The 19,139-nt window shown below is 69.7% G+C and carries 14 protein-coding genes and 1 pseudogene; 11 read left to right on the top strand and 4 right to left on the bottom strand.

What is annotated here, in order from left to right; all coding sequences use genetic code 11:
* Nucleotides 1-19 precede the first annotated feature (19 nt).
* The gene (locus GSE44_RS10045; RefSeq protein WP_159348665.1) at nt 20-691 is read right to left on the bottom strand and encodes an extracellular solute-binding protein; all 672 of its coding nucleotides are present in this window, start codon (nt 689-691) and stop codon (nt 20-22) included.
* A gap of 310 nt (nt 692-1,001) precedes the next feature.
* Between GSE44_RS10045 and GSE44_RS10050 the strand changes: the two genes are divergently transcribed.
* Nucleotides 1,002-1,949 (top strand): sugar-binding transcriptional regulator, encoded by a 948-nt coding sequence (locus GSE44_RS10050; protein WP_201306012.1) that lies wholly within the window; start codon nt 1,002-1,004, stop codon nt 1,947-1,949.
* Here GSE44_RS10050 and GSE44_RS10060 read toward each other — a convergent pair.
* Together GSE44_RS10060 and GSE44_RS10065 are read right to left on the bottom strand one after the other, a co-directional pair.
* Nucleotides 1,935-3,562, bottom strand: a pseudogene (locus tag GSE44_RS10060) (FGGY-family carbohydrate kinase). The gene GSE44_RS10050 and the pseudogene GSE44_RS10060 sit on opposite strands and share 15 nt — an antisense overlap.
* Entirely contained in the window at nt 3,540-4,328 is a 789-nt protein-coding gene (locus tag GSE44_RS10065; protein ID WP_159348667.1) for a zinc-dependent alcohol dehydrogenase, read from the bottom strand. The pseudogene GSE44_RS10060 and the gene GSE44_RS10065 overlap by 23 nt, the downstream one beginning before the upstream one ends.
* A 398-nt stretch (nt 4,329-4,726) precedes the next feature.
* Between GSE44_RS10065 and GSE44_RS10070 the strand changes: the two genes are divergently transcribed.
* From GSE44_RS10070 to GSE44_RS10085, 4 genes are all read left to right on the top strand, one after another.
* Nucleotides 4,727-7,582, top strand: a complete 2,856-nt coding sequence (locus tag GSE44_RS10070) for a PAS domain S-box protein (RefSeq protein ID WP_159348668.1) — start codon at nt 4,727-4,729, stop codon at nt 7,580-7,582.
* A gap of 236 nt (nt 7,583-7,818) precedes the next feature.
* The gene (locus GSE44_RS10075) at nt 7,819-9,621 is read left to right on the top strand and encodes a PAS domain S-box protein (RefSeq protein WP_159348669.1); all 1,803 of its coding nucleotides are present in this window, start codon (nt 7,819-7,821) and stop codon (nt 9,619-9,621) included.
* 176 nt (nt 9,622-9,797) lie between these two features.
* On the top strand, nt 9,798-10,268 hold the full coding sequence (locus GSE44_RS10080) for a (2Fe-2S)-binding protein (protein WP_159348670.1): 471 nt from the start codon (nt 9,798-9,800) through the stop codon (nt 10,266-10,268).
* A gap of 16 nt (nt 10,269-10,284) precedes the next feature.
* Nucleotides 10,285-12,531: a xanthine dehydrogenase family protein molybdopterin-binding subunit gene (locus GSE44_RS10085; RefSeq protein WP_159348671.1), complete on the top strand. Its 2,247-nt coding sequence runs from the start codon at nt 10,285-10,287 to the stop codon at nt 12,529-12,531.
* Nucleotides 12,532-12,619: 88 nt separating this feature from the next.
* Here GSE44_RS10085 and GSE44_RS10090 read toward each other — a convergent pair whose 3' ends face one another.
* Entirely contained in the window at nt 12,620-13,288 is a 669-nt protein-coding gene (locus tag GSE44_RS10090) for a hypothetical protein (RefSeq protein WP_201306013.1), read from the bottom strand.
* Nucleotides 13,289-13,636: 348 nt separating this feature from the next.
* Between GSE44_RS10090 and GSE44_RS10095 the strand changes: the two genes are divergently transcribed.
* The 6 genes from GSE44_RS10095 to GSE44_RS10115 are packed head-to-tail and all read left to right on the top strand — an operon-like array spanning nt 13,637 to nt 19,057.
* Nucleotides 13,637-13,999: a hypothetical protein gene (locus GSE44_RS10095; RefSeq protein ID WP_159348672.1), complete on the top strand. Its 363-nt coding sequence runs from the start codon at nt 13,637-13,639 to the stop codon at nt 13,997-13,999.
* Complete coding sequence (locus GSE44_RS10100; RefSeq protein ID WP_159348673.1) at nt 13,996-14,589, top strand: HAMP domain-containing protein; 594 nt, start codon at nt 13,996-13,998, stop codon at nt 14,587-14,589. Before GSE44_RS10095 ends, GSE44_RS10100 begins: the two co-directional genes overlap by 4 nt.
* A 27-nt stretch (nt 14,590-14,616) precedes the next feature.
* On the top strand, nt 14,617-16,968 hold the full coding sequence (locus GSE44_RS10105) for a hybrid sensor histidine kinase/response regulator (RefSeq protein ID WP_159348674.1): 2,352 nt from the start codon (nt 14,617-14,619) through the stop codon (nt 16,966-16,968).
* A gap of 31 nt (nt 16,969-16,999) precedes the next feature.
* Nucleotides 17,000-17,341 carry a response regulator gene (locus GSE44_RS26760; RefSeq protein ID WP_268893643.1) on the top strand — a complete coding sequence of 114 codons (342 nt, stop codon included), beginning with the start codon at nt 17,000-17,002 and terminating at the stop codon, nt 17,339-17,341.
* Between the two features lie 6 nt (nt 17,342-17,347).
* Entirely contained in the window at nt 17,348-18,010 is a 663-nt protein-coding gene (locus GSE44_RS10110; protein WP_235924696.1) for a chemotaxis protein CheB, read from the top strand.
* Nucleotides 18,011-18,031: 21 nt separating this feature from the next.
* Nucleotides 18,032-19,057: a diguanylate cyclase domain-containing protein gene (locus GSE44_RS10115; RefSeq protein WP_201306014.1), complete on the top strand. Its 1,026-nt coding sequence runs from the start codon at nt 18,032-18,034 to the stop codon at nt 19,055-19,057.
* Nucleotides 19,058-19,139 lie beyond the last annotated feature (82 nt).

A 19,139-nucleotide genomic window follows, 5' to 3' on the forward strand; every position in this document is an offset into this window, starting at 1 on the left:
TGGGTCCTTTTGGCTTCCATCACCCTGTCGGGCCTAGCGGCCTGCATCGCCCCGCCACCTGCAGCAGCCCGTCATCCATCCAGCGCTTCATGCGGCCGACCTGCTGCACGATGGGCGTCTTGTTGTAGGTGAACTCCGTGTCCGGCCCGCCGAATCCGTTGTTCTTGGTGGCATACTGGAAGTTGTTGATGGCGCGGTGATTCTCGAACCAGCTCCAGTGATAGTCATCGGCCATGATGCTGCCGGGCCCGCCGACAGACTTCACCTGTCGCTGCTGCTGCTCCAGCGCCTGCCAGTTCTCCGCCGGCTTCTCCAGCCCGGCCTTGGCGAAATGCGCCTTGTTGCAGAACAGGATCGGCGTCGAGGAACTGAAGGGCATCGCCGCCAGCTGGCCCTTCTGGGTGTAGTAGCCGGCGATCGGCTTGATGGAGTTACCCCAGTTGATCTGGTGGCGCTGCACCGCCATCAGCTCCTGCACCGGCATCACCGCGCCGGAGAGCAACATGGTCATGAAACCGCGCTCATAGATCTGTTCGAGCTGCGGCTGGTTCCGGGTGCGATATGCCGCAACCGTCGCGTTGATCAGCTCGTCATGGGTGCCCTTGAAGATGGGCGAAGCGGTGTACTCGGACTGGGACGCGTCGAACCGCCGCGTCATCTCCTCCAGCCGCTCGCCATTCACTCTGCCCATGGCGTGCCAGAAACGGATCTCGCGCGGCGGCGCCGGCAGCCAGGACCATGCGACGGGGGAATGCTACGGCCATCTTCGTTCCTTCCCTGTGACACAGCGGCACGCTTCGGTGCCCTTATCGGCGCCCGCGAAGAAGCCCGGCTCAGGCGGCCTCAGCTGTCCGCTCCCTGGACTGCGCCACAAGGCAGCCAGGAGGAAAGCACGTGTAAACCACCGAACGCAATTGTAATGCACGCCGCCCCGTGACATCCGCGGGCACTTCGCCCAGCCTTGGCACGGCCCGTGGCGGGGCGGGCGGGGGAGTGATCGATTGAGCGGTCTGGACGAGCAGCTTCAGGTGCGCGTGGCTTGGCTTTACCACATGGAGGACCTGACCCAGGCGGAGATCGCGGCAAGGCTCGGCCTGACGCGCCTGCGCGTGAACCGTATCCTCTCGGAATGCCGGGCCAGCGGCCTCGTCCGCGTCCATCTCACCTCACGGCTGGAGAGCTGCGTCGCCCTGGAGCGGCAGCTGGTGCGGGACTTCGGCCTCGCCGATGCCGTCATCATCCCCACGCCGGAGGACCCGGAGAAGCTGGCCGGGCTGATCGGCATGGCCGCAGGCGACTACCTTTCGCGCTACCTGGCGCGAACCGAGGTGAAGGTCTTCGGCGTCGGCTGGGGCGCCACGCTGCACGAGACGATCCGCCACATCGCCCCGGCCGACCTGCCCTCCCTCTGGGTCACCGCCATGATGGGCGGGCTGACCCAGGGGCTGGAGCTGAACACCTTCGAGACGGCGGGCGAACTGGCCCGGCGGCTGAACGCGCAATGCACCTATCTCGCCGCGCCCATCTATGCCGGCAGCGCCGCCTCGCGCGATACGCTGGTCGCGCTCGACGTCTTCGCCGAGGTGTTCGAGCGCATCCGCGCGGTGGATCTCGCGCTGCTCAGCCTGGGCGACCTCACGCCGCGCTCGCTGCTGGTCCGGCACGGGTTGCCAAAGGACGTGACGGTGAAGGAGCTGCGCGCGGCGGGCGCGGTGGGCGACGTGCTAGGCCAGTTCCTCGATGCCCGGGGCCGCCCGATCGACCACCCCATCAACGACCGCGTCATCGGCCTGCCCTCCGCCCGGCTGGCCGAGGTGCGCCATGTGGTTCTCGCGGCCGGCGGGCGGAACAAGGCGGCGGTGGTCAGCGCGGCACTGCGCGGCGGCATCCCGCGGGTGCTGATCACCGATGAAGAAACGGCCAAGGCCGCCCTCTCACTCGTGGGCTGATGCCGCCAGGGCGGCGGAGGCGCGCATCGCCTGGTTCCGTGCCTCGAACAGCCCGCGATAGATTCCATAGGCGATGTCATGCGCCCGCGCCCAGCGCGGCTCCGCCGGCTGGGCCGTTGCACCCGGCCCCATCGCCGAGACCGCCGAGATCAGGTCCGGATGCCAGCCCGCCGCCACCGCGGCCACCATCGCCGTGCCCAGCAGCACGGGTTCCGGGGCACGCGGCAGCACCAATTCGCGCCCCAGCGCATCCCGGTACAACCCGACGAGGAGGGGATTGCGCGCGTGTCCGCCCGACAGCGCCACGCGCCGGATCGCATAGCCATGCGCGTCCAGGTGATCGAGGATCTGCCGTGCCTGCAGCGCAATTCCCCGCGCAGTCGAGTAATAGGTCTTGAGGAAGTCGCGCTCGGTGCGCTCCTCTCCCAACCCCGTCACCAGCGCCCGCGCCCGCCCCTCCCCCAGCGGCGAGCGTTGCCCAGCCAGTCCGGCACGACATGCCGCGCCGCCGCGAAGCCCGGCCCCTCCGCCTCCAGCAGCGGCATGACGCGCGCCACCGTTGCCGCATGCTCTGCGGCCCCCGCGCGCCGCGGCCCGGCCGGGTGCTGCTCCAGCACCGCATCGAGCGCCGCGCCGGTGAGGGACTGCCCCGCCTCATGCAGCCAAAGCCCGGAGAAGACCGCGTCGCGGAATGGCCCCCAGACGCCGGGGATGCGCCGCTCATCGGGCGCGAAGGCCATCAGGCAGGTCGAGGTGCCACCGATCAGCACCAGCGTGCCGTTCATCGCCTCACGGAAACCACTGTCCAGCGCGCCGAGCGTTCCCGCCTCGGCATCGATCAGCCCGATCGCCACCGGCAGCCCGGGCGCCAGTCCTAGTTCCGCCGCTGCCTCCGGCGCCAGGCGCCCATGCAGCGCGCCCACCGGTGAAGGCGGCCGTGCCAGCGCCCCGCGCTCCAGCAGGTCGGGCAGCTCCAACTCCTGAAGCAGGCCGCGCCGCCAGGCTCCCTCGCCATCGGCCGGCAGGAAGGGCCATTTGCAGGCCAAGCCGCAGAGCGAGTGCCGGTCCTCCCCCGTGGCGCGCCAGGCGAGCGCGTCGCACAGGTTCCGCGCACCGGTCACCCGCGCCCAGGCAGCCGGATCATGCCGCTTCAGCCACAGCAGCTTGGGCAGGTGCATCTCGGGCGAAAGCGTGCCGCCCGTATAGTCCAGCAGCCGGTCGCCCGTGACGGTGACGCCTTCGGCCTCCGCCTCTCCCCGATGATCGGCCCAGCAGAAGACATCCGCCCCGCCCTCCAGCGGCGGCGCGCCGCGGTGGGACAAAGCCAGGGAGGAGGTCGCATCGAAGGCCATCCCGCACACGCGCGCGGCAGCCCCGGGGTGAAGCGCCAGTGCATCGCGAATGGCCCGCATCACGGCGGCCCAGATCGCCTCCATCCGGTACACGGCGTGATGCGGCGCGGGGCGCAGAAGCTCGAACCCGGCGGAGGCGCTGGCGAGCAGCCCGCCTGCGACGTCGAACAGTCCTGCCCGGGCCGACAGCGCCCCGACATCGACTGCCAGCAGCAGCCCGTCCGCCTCCTGCATGGGGCTAGCCGGCGCGTTCCACGCCATTCGGATAGATCAGCGTCTTGATGACGCCCGGCATGTCGGCGGCATGGTTGCGAAAGGCCTCCGCCGCCGCTGCCAGCGCCACGCGATGCGTGACGAGCGAGGCGACATCCACCTTCCCGGCCGCGACTAACGCGATGGCGCGCGAATAAACCTCGCCCATGCGGCGGGAGAATTTGATCGTCAGCGCGCGCCGCCGCGCATCCGCCGCCGGCAGGGTGTAGGTGTCCCCATCGGGGATGCCCACCAACACCACCCGCCCGCCGATCCGGGCCGAGAGCACCGCGTCACGGAAGCCGGTGGGGGAATTCGTCGCCTCGATGACGAGCGGCGCGCCCTCGCCCTCCGTCCAGCCCTGGATGTCGGCGACCGATGCACCAACGCGATCGGCGCCAAGCCGCTGCGCCATGGCGCGCCGGTGATCCAGCGGATCCACCGCCAGCACCTCCCCGGCCCCGGCTGCCTTCAGCACCTGCAGGATGAGCAACCCGATCGGGCCGCAGCCCAACAGCGCAACGCGTTCCAGTAGACGCGGCTTCGCCAGGTCCACCGCATGGATGGCGACGCCGAGCGGCTCCAGCATCACCGCATCCAGCGGCGAGAACTGCTCCGGCAGCGGCACGATCTGGCTGCGTGGCACCCAGATGCGCTGCGTCATCGCCCCGTCGAAAGGCGGCGTGCCGATGAACTCCACATTCGGGCACAGATTCGCATGGCCGGCATGGCAATAGGCGCAATGGCCACAGGACTTGTTCGGGTCCACCGCCACCAGTGCGCCGAGCCTATGCCGCCGTCCTTGTAGTAGTGCAGGTCGCTGCCGCAGAGGCCGACGGAGGCCACCTCCAGCAAGGTCTCCCCGGGCCGCCCCTCCCGCAGGTTGAAAGGGGCCACGCGGGCGTCATGGGCAGCGTGGATATAGAGGGCTCTGGTCATGGCAGGCTCGCTCCGGCTGGCCCGACATTTACATCTGTATTTTGTTCATTACAACCGTTCATGGACAGAGGACCGCGGCTCCCGGCGTTTCGGAGACCGCCCTCCCCGGCTTGCGCACCGCCGGCCGGCGCTCGCGCAGCCGCGGTACAGCATGTATGACCACCCGCAGTCGGCGCAGGGACCGGCCCGGATCTGATGATAACAGATTGGTGATATTGCTTTGGGTGCAAGCTGATGTCCCTGGTCTCCCGTCTCCTGTCGCTCGTGGGCCTTGCCCTGCTTCCCGTCCTGGGAGCGTTGGTCTGGGGCGCGCTGGATGCCGGACGCGCGCGGGAGATGGCAGAGCGCGATGACGCGCTCCGGTTGGTCAGGCTGGTGGCGGCCGATCACCAGCGGCTTGCGGACGGCGCCCGGCAGCTTCTCACCGCCCTCGGCAACCTGCGCGCCGTGCGGGTGCTGGACCAGGAGGAATGCCAATCCTTCTTCCAGCGCATCATTGCGGACTTCCCCCGCTACGTCCTGCTGGCCACCGCGACCTTGGACGGGCAGGTCGTCTGCTCGGCGCAGCCCGGTGCCTATGGCAACAACATCGGTGACCGTGAGTATTTCCGGCGCGCCGTCGCGGAGAAGGGCTTCGTCGTCGGCAACTTTGTCCTGGGCCGCGCCTCGGGGGAGGGCAGCTTCCATTTCGCCCAGCCCTTCTACGACAACCAGGGCGCCATGGCGGGCGTGGTCCATGCCTCGGTCGGCCTGGACTGGCTCGCGGAGCAGATCGGCCGCGTCCCGATCCCGCCCAACGCCATTCTCACAGTCGTCGATCGCGGAGGTATCGTCCTCGCCGCCCGGCCTGGCCGCATGCAGAGCGTCGGCAAGCCGCTGCAGGGCCCGATCCGGGCCTTCCTCGACCGGCCGGCGGAAGGCGCCGAGGAGGCGACAGGCGCTGATGGGGTCCGCCGGACCTATGCCTACATCCCGGCCAGCGCCAGCGGCACGCATACGGTGATCTTCGGCTTCGACCATGCCGCCGTTCTCGCCGGGGCCTCAAAAGTCCAGCGGCAAGGCGCGCTGGTCCTGCTCGGCAGCACCCTGCTCGCCCTCTGCCTCACCATCCTCGGCGCCCGCAGGCTCGTGCGGCGGCCGGTGAACCGCCTTCTCGAGGCGGCGGAGCAGTGGCGCGCGGGCGACAGCTCGGCGCGGCTCCGCATCGGGGGCGGACGCTCCGAATTCGCCCGCCTCGCCGCCGCCTTCAACGCCATGGCCGATGCCACGGAGGCGCGCGAGCTTTCCCTCCGCGACAGCGAGGCCGAGTTCCGCGCAATCTTCGAGACTGCGGCCGTCGGTGTCGCCCAGCTGGACCTGCGGCATTTCCGCGTCGAACGGGTGAATCGCCGCCTCTGCGAGATCTTCGGACGGGACGAGGAGGAACTGGTCGGCGGCCCCCTGGCGAAGCATGTGCATCCAGGGGACACCAATGCCTACTTGGCGCGGCTGAGCACGCTGCTGGCCACCGGCCAGAGCACCTCCGAGCACCGCATCATCCCGGGCGGGGGCGGCGTGCTGTGGATCCGCGTCTTCGCCTCCGTCTCCGAATGGACGGATGGGCGGCCGAGCCGCGCCGTCGCCGTGCTGCAGGACGTGACCGAACAGCGCCTGGGCGAGGAGGCCAATGCGCGGCTGGCGGCGATCGTCACCTCGGCCGCCGATGCCATCATCAGCATGTCGGGCCAAAACGGGCGGATCGAGACCTGGAACAAGGGCGCGGAATCCCTGTTCGGCTACTCCGACGCGGAAGCGGTCGGCGCGACGATCAAGCTGATCGTTCCGCCGGAGGACAAGGAGGGCGCGCTCTTCCGCCGGGCCCTCTCCGGCGAGACGATCCGGGACTATGAGGCCACCCGCATGGCCAAGAATGGCGAGCGCATCCCGGTCGCCATCACCACCACGCGGATGCTGGCGGCCGACGGCCGGACGATCGGGATCTCCGTCATCCTGCGCGACCTTCGCGAACGCCGCGCCACCGACCAGCACCAGAAGCTGCTGATGCGTGAGATTGACCATCGGGCCAAGAACGTGATGGCAGTGGTCCGCTCCCTCGTGCAGCTCTCTCCCAAGAATGATCCGGTGGCCTTCGGCCGGGCGATCGAGGGCCGCATCTCGGCCATGGCCCGCGCCCACAGCCTGCTGGCGCGGGACCGCTGGGAAGGCGCGTCCCTTCGCGACCTCGTGGAGGAGGAGCTGGGCGGGCAACAGGATGGCCCGAACGCCGCCAGCCAGGTGGAGGTGGAGGGCCCCTCCGTCATCCTGCGCCCGGATGCCGTGCAGCCCCTGTCGATGGTGCTGCATGAGCTGGTGACCAATTCCATGAAATACGGGGCCCTCTCCAGCCGGGACGGAAGGGTGTCCCTGCGCTGGCAGCTGGAGGCAGAGCCGGGCGAGGCCGGGCCCAGCCTCGCGATCGTCTGGACGGAGCGGGGCGGCCCGCCGATCCTGGAGCCGCCGCGGCGGAAGGGTTTCGGCTCGCGCCTCATCGAGATCAACGTCCGCCACCAGCTCCACGGCACGGTCTCCCTGGATTGGGAGTGCGCTGGGCTTCGGGCAAAGATCCGCGTCGGCTCCGGCTGCATCGCGGTCCCTGGCCCGCAGGCCGGTCCATCGCCCGCGCCGCTGCCTTCCGTCGCCCTGGAGCCCGCCGCGCCGCCTTCCGTCGCCCCGCCGTCCCAGGGCGTCCTTCAAGGACTCCGCATCTTGCTGGCCGAGGACGAGATGCTCGTGGCGATCGAGGCGGCCGAATCCCTGGCCGCCGCTGGATGCCAGGTCATCGGCCCTGCCGCCGCGCTCGAGGAGGGGATCGCCCTCGCCGATCGGGCCGGGCCGATCGACGCGGCGGTGCTGGACGTGAACCTCGGCGGCCAGCAGGTCGTGCCGCTCGCCGACATGCTCGTCGCGCGCGGCGTGCCGATCCTCTTCACCACGGGATATGGCGAGGCACCGACCGGCCACCACGGCGCAGCGGTCCTCACCAAGCCCATCCGGACGGCGGACCTCGTGGCGGCGCTCCAGCGCCTCGTCGGCTCCAGCCCCGTCGCCTGACCCCCGCGGCGCCGATACGCTTGCGGAAAAGGCCTCGCGAGCTGTTGTGTTGCCTCCAGCCTTGCCGGCTCGCTAGCTAGGGGGCTGGCGGCGACCCGATCAATCAGGCTGCCTGTGCTTTCTTGCACCCAAACGTCTGACCGGCACGCCGCGCCCTGCCATCCGGCCTCGGCGCGCCAGGAGGGATTTGCTGCCTTGGCCTGCGAATGTCACCAGCCCAAAGCAACACCGCGCCCATGATGGCGGACCGGACCCGCCCCGCCCTGCTCGATGCGCTCGGGGTCGCTGTCTACACGACTGATGCGGAAGGCCGGCTCGACGCCTATAATGAGGCGGCCGTCTCCCTCTGGGGCTGGCGCCCGCCGCTCGGCGATGCGCGCTGGTGCGGCTCCTGGCGCCTCCGCCTTCCCGATGGCACGCCGCTGCCGCATGACGAATGCCCCATGGCGGTGGCCCTGAAGGAGGGGCGCCCGGTCCGCGGCGTTGAGGCCATTGCCGAGCGCCCGGACGGCACGCATGTCCCCTTCATCCCTTATCCGACACCGCTGCGCGACGAGACGGGCGCGCTCACGGGCGCCGTGAACGTGCTGGTGGACATCTCCGGCCGCCACGCCGCCGAGACGGAACTGGCCGGCAGCGCCGCCCGGCTTCGTGCGGTCTTCGACACCACGCCGGAATGCATCAAGCTTGTCGCCGCGGATGGCACGCTGCTGCAGATCAACACGGCGGGGCTGGGCATGATCGAGGCGGACGCGGCCGCGCAAGCGGAAGGTCGCTCCGTCTTCGACCTGATCGCCCCCGAGCACCGCGCCGAGTGGCGCGCCCGGCACGACCGGGTCTGCCGGGGCGAGGCGCTGCACTGGGAATTCGACATCATCGGCCTGCGCGGCACGCGGCGGCGGATGGAGACCCATGCCACCCCGCTACGCCTGCCCGGCGGGCAGAACGCGCATCTGGCAATCACCCGCGACATCACCGCGCGAAAGCAGGCCGAGGAGCGGCAGGTTCTGCTGATGCGCGAGGTCGACCACCGCGCCAAGAACGTGTTGGCCGTGGCGCTCTCTCTGGTCCGCCTCACGCGCGCCGAGGACCCGCGCCGCTTCGCCGAAGCGGTGGAGGGGCGCATCGCGGCCCTCGCCCATGCGCACAGCCTCCTTGCCGAGGAGGGCTGGCAGGGCGCCGAGCTGCGCGCCGTGATCCAGGCGGAGCTCGCACCCTTCCTCGCGGCCGGACGCGCCGACCTGCGTGGTGAGCAGGCCTGGCTCTCCGCGGAATCCGTGCAGCCTTTCTCCATGGTGCTGCATGAGCTGGCGACCAACGCAGCCAAATACGGCGCGCTCTCCGCACCGGGCGGCAAGGTAATGGTGAGCTGGAACCTTGCCCCGGCCAGCGGCATGCTGGATCTGCATTGGGTGGAGAGCGGCGGCCCGCCTATCCTTTCGCCGCCGCAGCGCCGGGGCTTCGGATCGAAGCTGATCGAGGCCACGACCCGGAGCCAGCTTGGTGGCGAGGTGCGGTTGCACTGGGAAGCGAGCGGGCTGCACTGCGACCTCACCCTGGCCGCGACCTGCCTGCAGCCGCGCTCCGCCGCCGGGACGCCCAAGCCGGAAGCGGCAGGCCAAGCCATCGCGCCGGCCGTGGGCCGGCTGACCGGCCGCCGCGTGCTACTCGTGGAGGATGAGCTGCTCGTCGCCATGGAGACGGAGGAGGCGCTGCGCGACCTCGGCTGCGAGGTTCTGGGACCGGCCGCCACGATCGAGGAGGCGTTGCGCCTTGCCCAGTCCGAAGCCGGGCGGATCGATGCGGCGGTGCTCGACGTCAACCTGGCCGGGCGCCCCTCCTTCCCCGTGGCCGACCTTCTGGCCGGGCGCGGCGTGCCGGTGGTTTTCGCCACGGGCTATGGCGACCTGCCCGACGGGCGCTCGACCGGTGCCACCAACCTGCTCCTGCGCAAGCCGCTGGGACGCGGCGAGCTGGAAGGAGCCCTGTCGCGGATGCTCACCACGGTGCCTGCCGGCGCGGCTCGCCAGGCAGGATGACCGGGGCCGGCCCGCGAAGGGCCGCCCCCCGACCCACCTGATGGCAGGACCGCCCAAACGGACACCTGACCCGGCTTTCCCGGCCAACCGGGGACCGTGCTGCGCCGTTTAGTGCTTAGTACCAAGCCTCGTGCCGTCCCCTGTTGGGGAAGCCTGGACGCCGGAGGATCCCTGCGATGCCGACTACCGTGCCACTCAACGTCAACGGACGCGCAACCACTGTCGAGGTCGATGATCCCGACATGCCGCTGCTCTATGCCCTCCGGGAGAACCTCGGGCTGCATGGCCCCCGCTTCGGCTGCGGCCTCGGCCAGTGCGGCACCTGCACCGTCCACATCAATGGCGAGGCGGCACGCTCCTGCATCACGCCACTCTCCTCCCTCAGCCCCGACCAGCGCGTCGTCACGCTCGAGGGGCTCGGCTCGCCCGAGAACCCGCACCGTGTCCAGCAGGCCTTCATCGACGAGCAGGCCGTCCAGTGCGGCTACTGCATCAACGGCATGATCATGCAGGCAGCCGCCCTGCTGGCCCGGACGCCCAAGCCCAGCGAGGCGGAGATCCGCGACGCGCTGGCCAGCAACATCTGCCGCTGCGGCACCCATGCCCGCATCCTGCGCGCCGTGAAGCGCGCGTCCGGTACGGCATGAGCGGGGAGACGAGATCATGATCACCGCCACGGCCACGCGCCGCTCCTTCCTCGGGACGGGCGGCTCGCTCGTCATCGGCTTCGCCCTCAGCGGGCGAGCCCTCGCCCAGCAGGGCGCCGCCCCCGCCGGCCCCTCCCGTCCGGCCGGTGGCCCGGCCGTCACCAAGAGCGTCGCGCTCGATGACGTGGACGGCTTCCTCGCCATCGGCGCGGACGGCAAGGTCACGCTCTTCTCCGGCAAGGTCGATCTCGGCACCGGCGTGCGGACCGCCCTGACCCAGATGGCGGCGGAGGAGCTGGACGTCCCGGTGGAGCGCATCACCTTCGTCCAGGGCGACACCGCCCTGACGCCGGATCAGGGCCCCACCTATGGCAGCCTTTCGATCCAGGTCGGCGGCATCCAGATCCGCCAGGCCGCCGCCACCGCCCGCAAGCAGCTGCTCGAAACGGCCGCGCAGCGACTCGGCGTGCCGGCTGCGGAGCTCGTCGTGGAGGACGGCACCGTGCGCCGCCGCTCCGGCGGCCCGGGCCTCGGCTATGGCGAGCTGATTGGCGACCGCAACTTCTCCCTGAAGGTCGACAAGGACGTCACCACCAAGGATCCCGCCAGCTTCCGGGTTGTCGGACAGTCCGTCCCGCGGCTGGACATCCCAGAGAAGACAACGGGCCGCTTCACCTACATGCACGACTTCAGGGTCGATGGCATGCTGCACGGCCGGGTGGTGCGCCCGCCCGCGCTACAGGCCCAGCTCCGGGAGGTGGACGAATCCTCCGTCCGCAACATCCCCGGCTTCGTGAAGCTGGTGCGCGAGGGCAACTTCCTCGGCGTGATCGCGCGCACCGAATGGGGCGCGATCCGTGCGGCGCAGGAGCTGAAGGCCACTTGGTCCGACTGGCAGGGTCTGCCGGAGCAAAGCAAGCTCTGGGAGCATGTCCGCGCGACGAAGGTGACGAAGGACGACGTCACCAGCAATGTGGGCAACACGAAGGATGCAATGGGCGGCGGCGCCAAGCGCCTTTCCGCCACCTATGACTTTGCCATCCACACCCATGGCTCGCTCGGCCCCTCCTGCGCCGTGGCCGAGATCCGCGACGGCAAGCTGACCTGCTGGAGCGCGTCCCAGATGACGCACAATCTGCGCAAGCAGATCGCGGCCATGATGCGCATGCCCGAGGAGCAGGTGCGCTGCATCTATCTGGAGGGTTCCGGCTGCTATGGCCGCAACGGGCATGAGGATGCGGCCGGCGACGCCGCGCTGCTCACCCGCGCGATGGATGGCCGCCCGGTGCGCGTGCAGTGGGCGCGCCAGGACGAGCATGGCTGGGACCCCAAGGGCCCGCCGACGCTGATCGACCTGCGCGCCGCCCTCGACGCGCAGGGCAACATCATCGCCTGGGAATCCGAGTTCTTCATCCCCCAGGGTGCCGCCGGCAATGTCGCGCTGGTTCCGGCGGAGCTGGCCGGGCTGCCGCATGAGGAGTCCATGGCGCCGGGCAACATCATCCAGAACTCCGCCCTGCCCTATGCCGTGCCCAACATCAACACGGTCTGCCACCGGCTCGAGAACACGCTGTTCAAGCCCAGCTGGATCCGCACGCCGGGGCGAATGCAGAACACCTATGCCAACGAGTCCTTCCTGGACGAACTGGCCGCCGCCGCCGGCGTCGACCCGCTCGATTTCCGCCTGCGCCACCTGAAGGACGAGCGCGGGGTGGAGCTGCTGCGCAGGCTCGCAGTGCTGTCCCGCTGGGAGAGCCGCCCCTCCCCGCAACGCAACACCACCGGCAATGTCGCGAAGGGCCGCGGCGTCAGCTACGTGAAGTACGAGCTGAACCGTACCTATGTCGGCGCCGTCGCCGAGGTGGAGGTGAACCGCGACAGCGGCGAAATCCGCGTGACGCGCTTCTCCGTCGTCCATGACTGCGGCCAGGTCATCAACCCCGACGGCGTGCGCAACCAGGTGGAGGGCAATGTCCTGCACACCATCAGCCGCACGCTGAAGGAGGAGCTGACCTGGGACCGCTCCATGGTGACGAGCCTGGACTGGGGCACCTATCCCGTCATCACCTTCCCCGAAGTACCGGTGATTGACATCGACCTGCTCGACCGGCCGGGGGAGAAGCCCTGGGGCGCGGGCGAGCCCTCCGCGGCGGTGATTCCCTCGGCCATCTCGAATGCGGTCTTCGATGCGACGGGCGTGCGCCTGCGCTCCGTGCCCTTCACCCCGCCCAGGGTGAAGGCCGCCATGCAGCAGGCGACCTGAGGCCAAGGAAATGGCGGCACCCGGAAGGGTGCCGCCATGACGTGCCAGCTTCACGCTTCCGGGCTATCCCGCCCTACGGCGATCCGCTCTACCGGATGGTGGCCGGCGCGACGGCAGGGCCCTGCCCGGGTGCCGGCGTCATTGCCGCCGTATCAGGATCCCGCAGATCCCCCTGCGGCGGGCCGAGGCGCAGTTCCCGAGCATCCTCCGGCACCTGCCCGGACTGGATCCCGCGCATCCCCTCCGTCATCGCCTCGCGCGCCTGGGTCACGGTCTTCTGGCCGCGGATGATGTCATGGGCCAGATTCAGCGCCAGGATATTGGTCGCCTCGCGATCGCAATGCGCGACCAGCTCCCCCCGCGTCCGATCCGGCACCACGCTGCCGTTGAAGGTCGCCAGCGCCTCGAAGAAGTTGAGCGGCACCCGGTAGGGAACCGCCTGCTCCAGCACGTCCAGGTGCTTCGCGGGGAAGTCATGCTCGACACCCGTCTTGTAGACCACCGTGCGGGTCCAGGGGCGGTTGGCCTGCCAAGTGAGCTGCGTGGCCGTGGCCTCCTGGGGAGGGCCGTATTTGCCCAGCATCTCCTCGGCGGCCGCCTTGGCCTCCCGCGGCCAGTCCTTGATCAGCGCCGAGACGGCCGCCCGGTCAGGCTGGGCCTGGGCTCCGGCGCCGCTCAGCACCCCTGCCCCGGCCATCGCTCCGGCCTGAAGCAGCATCCGGCGGCCGATGCCCCGGCTGGGGCGGCGGTTGCCCATGCGCAGCCTCCATGTTTCGTCGTGTTCCGTTGAACGGCAGCCGCCGAAGTGGGTTGCACCGCCCCTTCTCAGTTCCACGGGCGCCGGCGCCCGCCCGAGGCGCATCCCAGCCGCGGCGTTCCGGCACCGCTGGGATGTCTCGCTCCAGCCGAAACCGGTGCTCACGCATGCAGTTTTCGTAGGCCGCCCCGCAGTTGAGTCGCTGGCGAAAGAGCGCAATCAGGAGTAGCAGATGCATGAGTTACTCCGACGACCCTTCTTGCGGGAAGACGCCCCCAGGCCATTCGGCCGCCGGGCCGGTAGCGTCCCGGCGCAGCAGCAGGCGGAGCTCCGTCGAATCAGTGGGCCATGCAGATTAGCACGATGAAGCAGACCTCCATCCGCCGGTTGATCATCGGCAGCTTTGCTGTGGTCCTCGCCACCATGCTCGCCATGGGCATCATCGCCTACCTGCGGATCGGGGAGATCAAGCAGCAAGCCCGTCTGGTGGAGACCGACACGACGGCCAACCTGCATTCCGCCGCGGAACTGGCCATCGCATGGGGCCAGCGATATTCGCTGCTGCAGTCCCATATCCTGCTGGAAGGCCAGGATTCCTTGCGGTCGGTCGAGGAGCGCCTCCAGGCCGGCCAGGCCACGATCCAGCGCCTCTCGAAGCTGCAGGAGGCGGGACATCAAGACGTGACGGACGGGGCCACCTTGCCGAGTTGAAGGCCCTGGACGAGCCCTACCGGAACGCCGAGGCCGAGGTGCTGCGGCTGAGCCGGGCCGACAGGGATGCCGAGGCGCGCGCCATCCTCCAGACCCGGCTGATCCCCGCCTATGAACATCTCCAGGCCGGGCTGCTTGGATGGGTGGAGTACAACAGGACCCAGGCCAATGAGGCGACGCACCTCATCACGGAATTGGGCAGCTCGGCACAGATCGGCATGGCGGTGAGCCTGGCCGTGGCGGTGCTGCTCGCCATCGGTTGCGGCACCTTCCTGCTACGCGCCATCACCGTCCCGCTCGGCCGGCTCCTCGCCGCGGCGAACCAGATGCGGGAAGGCGACTTCAGCCAGCGGGTTACGGTGGACCGACAGGACGAGTTCGGCGTCCTCGCCTCGGCCTTCAACCGCATGACCGAGGACCTGACGGCGCTGATCGGGCAGGTCCAGCGCTCCAGCATCCAGGTCAGCACCTCCATCACCGAAACCCAGCCACGGTTGCCCGGGCGGCGGGCGGCTATACGCGCGAGGTGCTGCCCTGGCAGGGACGCATGGTTGGCTGCCTGGAGCCCGACCTCCTGCTCGACAGCCTGAACCGCAACGTCGCATGAGCAAGGCTGCATGAGCACCGGCGAGGATTACAGCCAGTTCTCGCTGCTCGACCTGTTCCGGCTCGAGGCGGAGACGCATACCCAGGCGCTGACCGCCAGCCTGCTAGCGCTGGAACGCGACCCCACCGCCGAGCAGAGCCTGGAAGCTTCCATGCGGGCAGCCCATTCGCTCAAGGGCGCGGCCCGGCTCATCGAGCTGATGCCCGCGGTCGACATCGCCCATGCGATGGAGGAGATCTTCGTCGCCGCGCAACGCGGACGGCTGATTCTGCGCCGCGAACAGATCGACCTGCTGCTCCGCGGCGTCGACATGCTGGCCGCGATCGCCCGCGACAGCTCGGAGCCGCAGGCGGCGGGAGATGCCGACCGGGCGGAGGCGGATGCCCTTCTCGCCGCCCTCGGCCAGGCGACCGCCGCGCCACAGGTGGCGATTCCCGCGCCCATCCCACCGCCACCGATCCCACCCGCGCAGGAAGCGGCAGCGCCCGAGTTTTCAGCACCCGAGCCAACGGCACCTGACCCGCCGCCCTCCCCGCCGAGAGCGGCACCTGCGCACGATCCTGCTCCGCAGCCTGCCCGTCCCCCTCGCCAATCCGCGCAAGAAGGCAGCGAGGCCGCCGACCGCGTGCTGCGCATCACCGCCGACAGCCTCAGCCGCCTGCTTGGCCTGACTGGTGAGTCGCTGATGGAGGCGCGCCGCCTGCGGCCCTTCGGCGACAGGCTGATGCGTCTGCGCCGCCTCCATTTCGACGCCATCCGCGCCTTCGACGGGTTGCGGGACGCGCTGCCGCCCGAGGCCGGCGGCGAGGCGCTGCAATTCGCCCTGGGCGAAGCGCGCCAGCGGCTCGCGGATTGCCAGCACTACTTGGCCGAGCAACTGGCCGAATTCGAGACCTATGACCGCCGGGCCGTGCAGCTCGCGCACCGCCTCTATGACGAGGCCCTGGCCAGCCGGATGCGCCCCTTCGAGGATGGCGTCCGCCGCTACGCCCGCCGCGTCCGCGACCTGGGGCGTGAACTGGGGAAGCAGGTCCGGCTGGAGATCCTGGGCGGCGCCACCCCCGTGGACCGCGACATCCTGGAACAGCTCGATGCGCCGATCGGGCATCTCCTGCGAAACGCCATCGACCATGGCATCGAGCCGCCGGTGGAGCGCGTGGCGGCGGGCAAGCCCGCGGAGGGTGTGATCCGGCTGGAGGCCCGCCACCATGCCGGGCTGTTGCAGATCATCGTCGCCGATGACGGCCATGGCATCGACCTGGAGCGGCTCCGCGCCGCCATCCTCGCGCGTGGCCTCGCCAGCGCGGAGACGGTCAGCCAGCTGAGCGAGGCGGAACTGCTGGAATTTCTGTTTCTGCCTGGCTTCAGCCTCAAGCTCTCCGTCACGGCCATCTCGGGCCGCGGCGTCGGGCTGGACGCGGTGCAGGCCTCGGCGAGGCAGGTGCGCGGCATCGTCCGCGCCGCCACCGAGGCGGGGCAGGGCGCACGCTTTCAGTTCGAACTGCCGCTGAGTCTTTCCGTCGTCCGCGCCCTGCTCGTGGAAATCAGCGGCGAGCCCTATGCCTTGCCGCTAGCTAGCATCCAGCGTGCCCTGAAGCTGCCCCGGTCCGCCATCGAGATGCTTGAGGGGCAGCAGCATTTCAGCCTCGAGGACCGCCAGATCGGCCTTGTCGGGGCGCATCACCTCCTCGGCAGCGCGGAGGCCGCCATCGCCAGGGAGGAGCTTTCCGTTGTCATCATCGGGGATCAGCGGAACAGCTACGGCCTGGCCGTGGACCTCCTTCTGGCGCAGCGGGACCTCGTGGTGCGGCCGCTCGACCCCCGCCTCGGGAAGGTCCCGGGGATCAGCGCGGCCGCGCTGATGGAGGACGGATCGCCCGTGCTGATCCTGGACGTGGATGACCTGCTCCGCGGCGTGGAGAAGCTCACCGCCACCGGCCGGCTCGGCAAGGTCGGTGCGGCCGCGCCGGATGCAGGCAAGCGGCGGCGTCGCGTGCTGGTCGTGGACGACTCCCTCACGATCCGGGAGCTGGAGCGCAAGCTGCTCAGCCAGCACGGCTACGAAGTCGAAGTCGCGACCGATGGCATGGATGGCTGGAACGCCGCGCGCGCCGGCCATTTCGACCTGATTGTCACCGACGTGGACATGCCCCGGATGGACGGGATCGAGCTGGTCACCCTCATCCGCAAGGATCCACATCTGCGCGCGGTGCCGGTGATGATCGTCTCCTACAAGGACCGCGAGGAGGACCGCCGCCGCGGGCTGGAGGCAGGTGCCGACTACTATCTCACCAAGGGCAGCTTCCATGACGAGGCCCTGGTCCATGCCGTCGTCGATCTCATCGGCGAAGCGGAAGCATAGCGGGCGGCGAAGGGGGAGCGGGGATGGCAGGATGCGGATAGGGATCGTCCACGACATGCCGACAGCGACGGAGATCCTGCGCCAGGTCGTGTCGATGACGCCGGAGCACCGGGTGGCCTGGACGGCCAGCACGGGCGCCGAAGCCATTGCGCTGTGCCGCAGCGACCTGCCCGACCTGGTGCTGATGGACCTCATGATGCCCGGCATGGACGGCGTCGAGGCCACGCGCCGGATCATGGCCGAAACCTCCTGCCCCATCCTGCTGGTCACCGGCAGCGTGGATGCGAACGCGTCCCGCGTCTTCGACGCGATGGGACACGGCGCGCTGGATGCAGTCGACCTGCCCAATTTCGGCGGCGGGGACGCGCGCTAAGGCGCCATGCCGCTGCTTCGCAAGATCACCGCTATCGGGCGGCTGATCGGGGACCGTGGCCCGGCGCCCCAGGCTGCTCTGCCCGCCAGCCGCTCGCTGCCGGCCCGCCATCCGCTCGTGGCGATCGGCGCCTCGACCGGGGGCCCGGCCGCCCTGGCCACCTTGCTGCAAGGCCTGCCGCGGGACTTCCCGGCCGCCATCGTGATCATCCAGCATGTCGATGATCGCTTCGCTGCCGGCATGGCGGACTGGCTACGCGGATATGCCACCATGCCCGTCCAGCTGGCCCGGGAGGATGACACCCCGTCCCCCGGCACCGTGCTTCTGGCGGCCAGCGACAACCATCTGACGCTGAAATCCGCCTCCCTGCTCGGCTATACCCGGGAGCCGCGTGACTATGCTTACCGGCCTTCGGTGGATGTGTTCTTCCACAGCGTCGCCCGGCTCTGGAAAGGCGATGCGGTCGGGGTGCTCCTGACCGGCATGGGCCGAGACGGCGCCCAGGGGCTGCAGGCCTTGCGCGCGAAGGGCTGCCACACCATTGCCCAGGACCGCGCGACCAGCGCCGTCTACGGCATGCCAAAGGCTGCAGCCGAAATCGGCGCGGCCGTCGACATCCTGCCACTGCCCGGCATCGCGGCACGGCTCATCGGCGCCGTTGCCCGTTAAGGCCCGGAAGGAAACCGCCCCATGAACTCTGGAAGCCTGCGCAGGCCACCGGGTGCACCACCGTCGGACGATTACGCCATCATGGTGCTGCTGGTAGACGACCAGCTGATGATCGGCGAGGCGCTGCGCCGAATCCTGACCAGCGACCCCAATATCGACTTCCACTACTGCTCGGATCCCACGAAGGCGCTCGCCATCGCGAAAGAGGTCCGGCCGACGGTCATCCTGCAGGATCTCGTCATGCCCGGCGTCAACGGATTGGACCTGGTGCGCGACTACCGGAAGGATCCGCTCACCCGTGACATCCCGGTGATCGTGCTGTCCACCAAGGAGGAGCCGACGATCAAGAGCGAGGCCTTCAGCCTCGGCGCCAACGACTATCTGGTGAAGCTTCCCGACCGGCTCGAGCTGATCGCCTGCATCCGCTACCACTCCCGTGCCTATCTGAACCAGCTGCAGCGCGACGAGGCCTATTCGGCGCTTCGCGAGAGCCAGCAGAACCTGGTTGAGGCGAATCTCGAGCTGCAGCGGCTGACCAAGGTGGACGGCCTCACCGGCCTCGGCAACCGCCGCTATTTCGACGAGTACCTGCAGGTCGAATGGAGCCGGTCGATGCGCTCGCAGCAGGCGCTCTCTGTGCTGATGATCGATGTGGATGAGTTCAAGCGCTACAACGACCGCTACGGCCATCTCGCCGGCGACGAGGTGCTGAAATCCGTCGCGGCCACCATCCAGCGCCATTGCCGGCGCTCGTCCGACCTCCCGGCGCGCTTCGGGGGCGAGGAGTTCGTCGTGGTGCTGCCGGACGCCTCGCTGGAGCAGGTCATGCATCTGACCGAGCGCCTTTGCCGCAGCATCGAGGCACTCTCCCTGCCGCATCTCGCCTCCACGGTCAGCACCCATGTGACCGTCAGCATCGGCGCCGCCCTGACCATTCCGATACAGGGCAGATCGCCACTGCAACTCGTCGATATCGCGAACAAGGCCCTGTACCAGGCCAAGGCCGCGGGACGGAACCGTGCGGTGGTGCAGGGGGGCGTTGACTAGGGTCCATCCGGCCCGCCTCCCGCCCCAGCACCCACGCCGACACGCCCATGGCTGATGGGCCCTTGCGCGAAGATCGTTGGAT

The sequence above is a fragment of the Muricoccus harenae genome (assembly GCF_009848505.1).
In the GTDB taxonomy this organism is placed as follows: Bacteria; Pseudomonadota; Alphaproteobacteria; order Acetobacterales; family Acetobacteraceae; genus Roseomonas; species Roseomonas harenae.

Coding starts and splice junctions, on each gene's coding strand:
- GSE44_RS10045 (WP_159348665.1), bottom strand. CDS start 691: ATGGGCAGAGTGAATGGCGAGCGGCTGGAGGAGATGACGCGGCGGTTC.
- GSE44_RS10070 (WP_159348668.1), top strand. CDS start 4,727: ATGTCCCTGGTCTCCCGTCTCCTGTCGCTCGTGGGCCTTGCCCTGCTT.
- GSE44_RS10075 (WP_159348669.1), top strand. CDS start 7,819: ATGATGGCGGACCGGACCCGCCCCGCCCTGCTCGATGCGCTCGGGGTC.
- GSE44_RS10080 (WP_159348670.1), top strand. CDS start 9,798: ATGCCGACTACCGTGCCACTCAACGTCAACGGACGCGCAACCACTGTC.
- GSE44_RS10085 (WP_159348671.1), top strand. CDS start 10,285: ATGATCACCGCCACGGCCACGCGCCGCTCCTTCCTCGGGACGGGCGGC.
- GSE44_RS10090 (WP_201306013.1), bottom strand. CDS start 13,288: ATGGGCAACCGCCGCCCCAGCCGGGGCATCGGCCGCCGGATGCTGCTT.
- GSE44_RS10095 (WP_159348672.1), top strand. CDS start 13,637: ATGCAGATTAGCACGATGAAGCAGACCTCCATCCGCCGGTTGATCATC.
- GSE44_RS10105 (WP_159348674.1), top strand. CDS start 14,617: ATGAGCACCGGCGAGGATTACAGCCAGTTCTCGCTGCTCGACCTGTTC.
- GSE44_RS26760 (WP_268893643.1), top strand. CDS start 17,000: ATGCGGATAGGGATCGTCCACGACATGCCGACAGCGACGGAGATCCTG.
- GSE44_RS10110 (WP_235924696.1), top strand. CDS start 17,348: ATGCCGCTGCTTCGCAAGATCACCGCTATCGGGCGGCTGATCGGGGAC.
- GSE44_RS10115 (WP_201306014.1), top strand. CDS start 18,032: ATGAACTCTGGAAGCCTGCGCAGGCCACCGGGTGCACCACCGTCGGAC.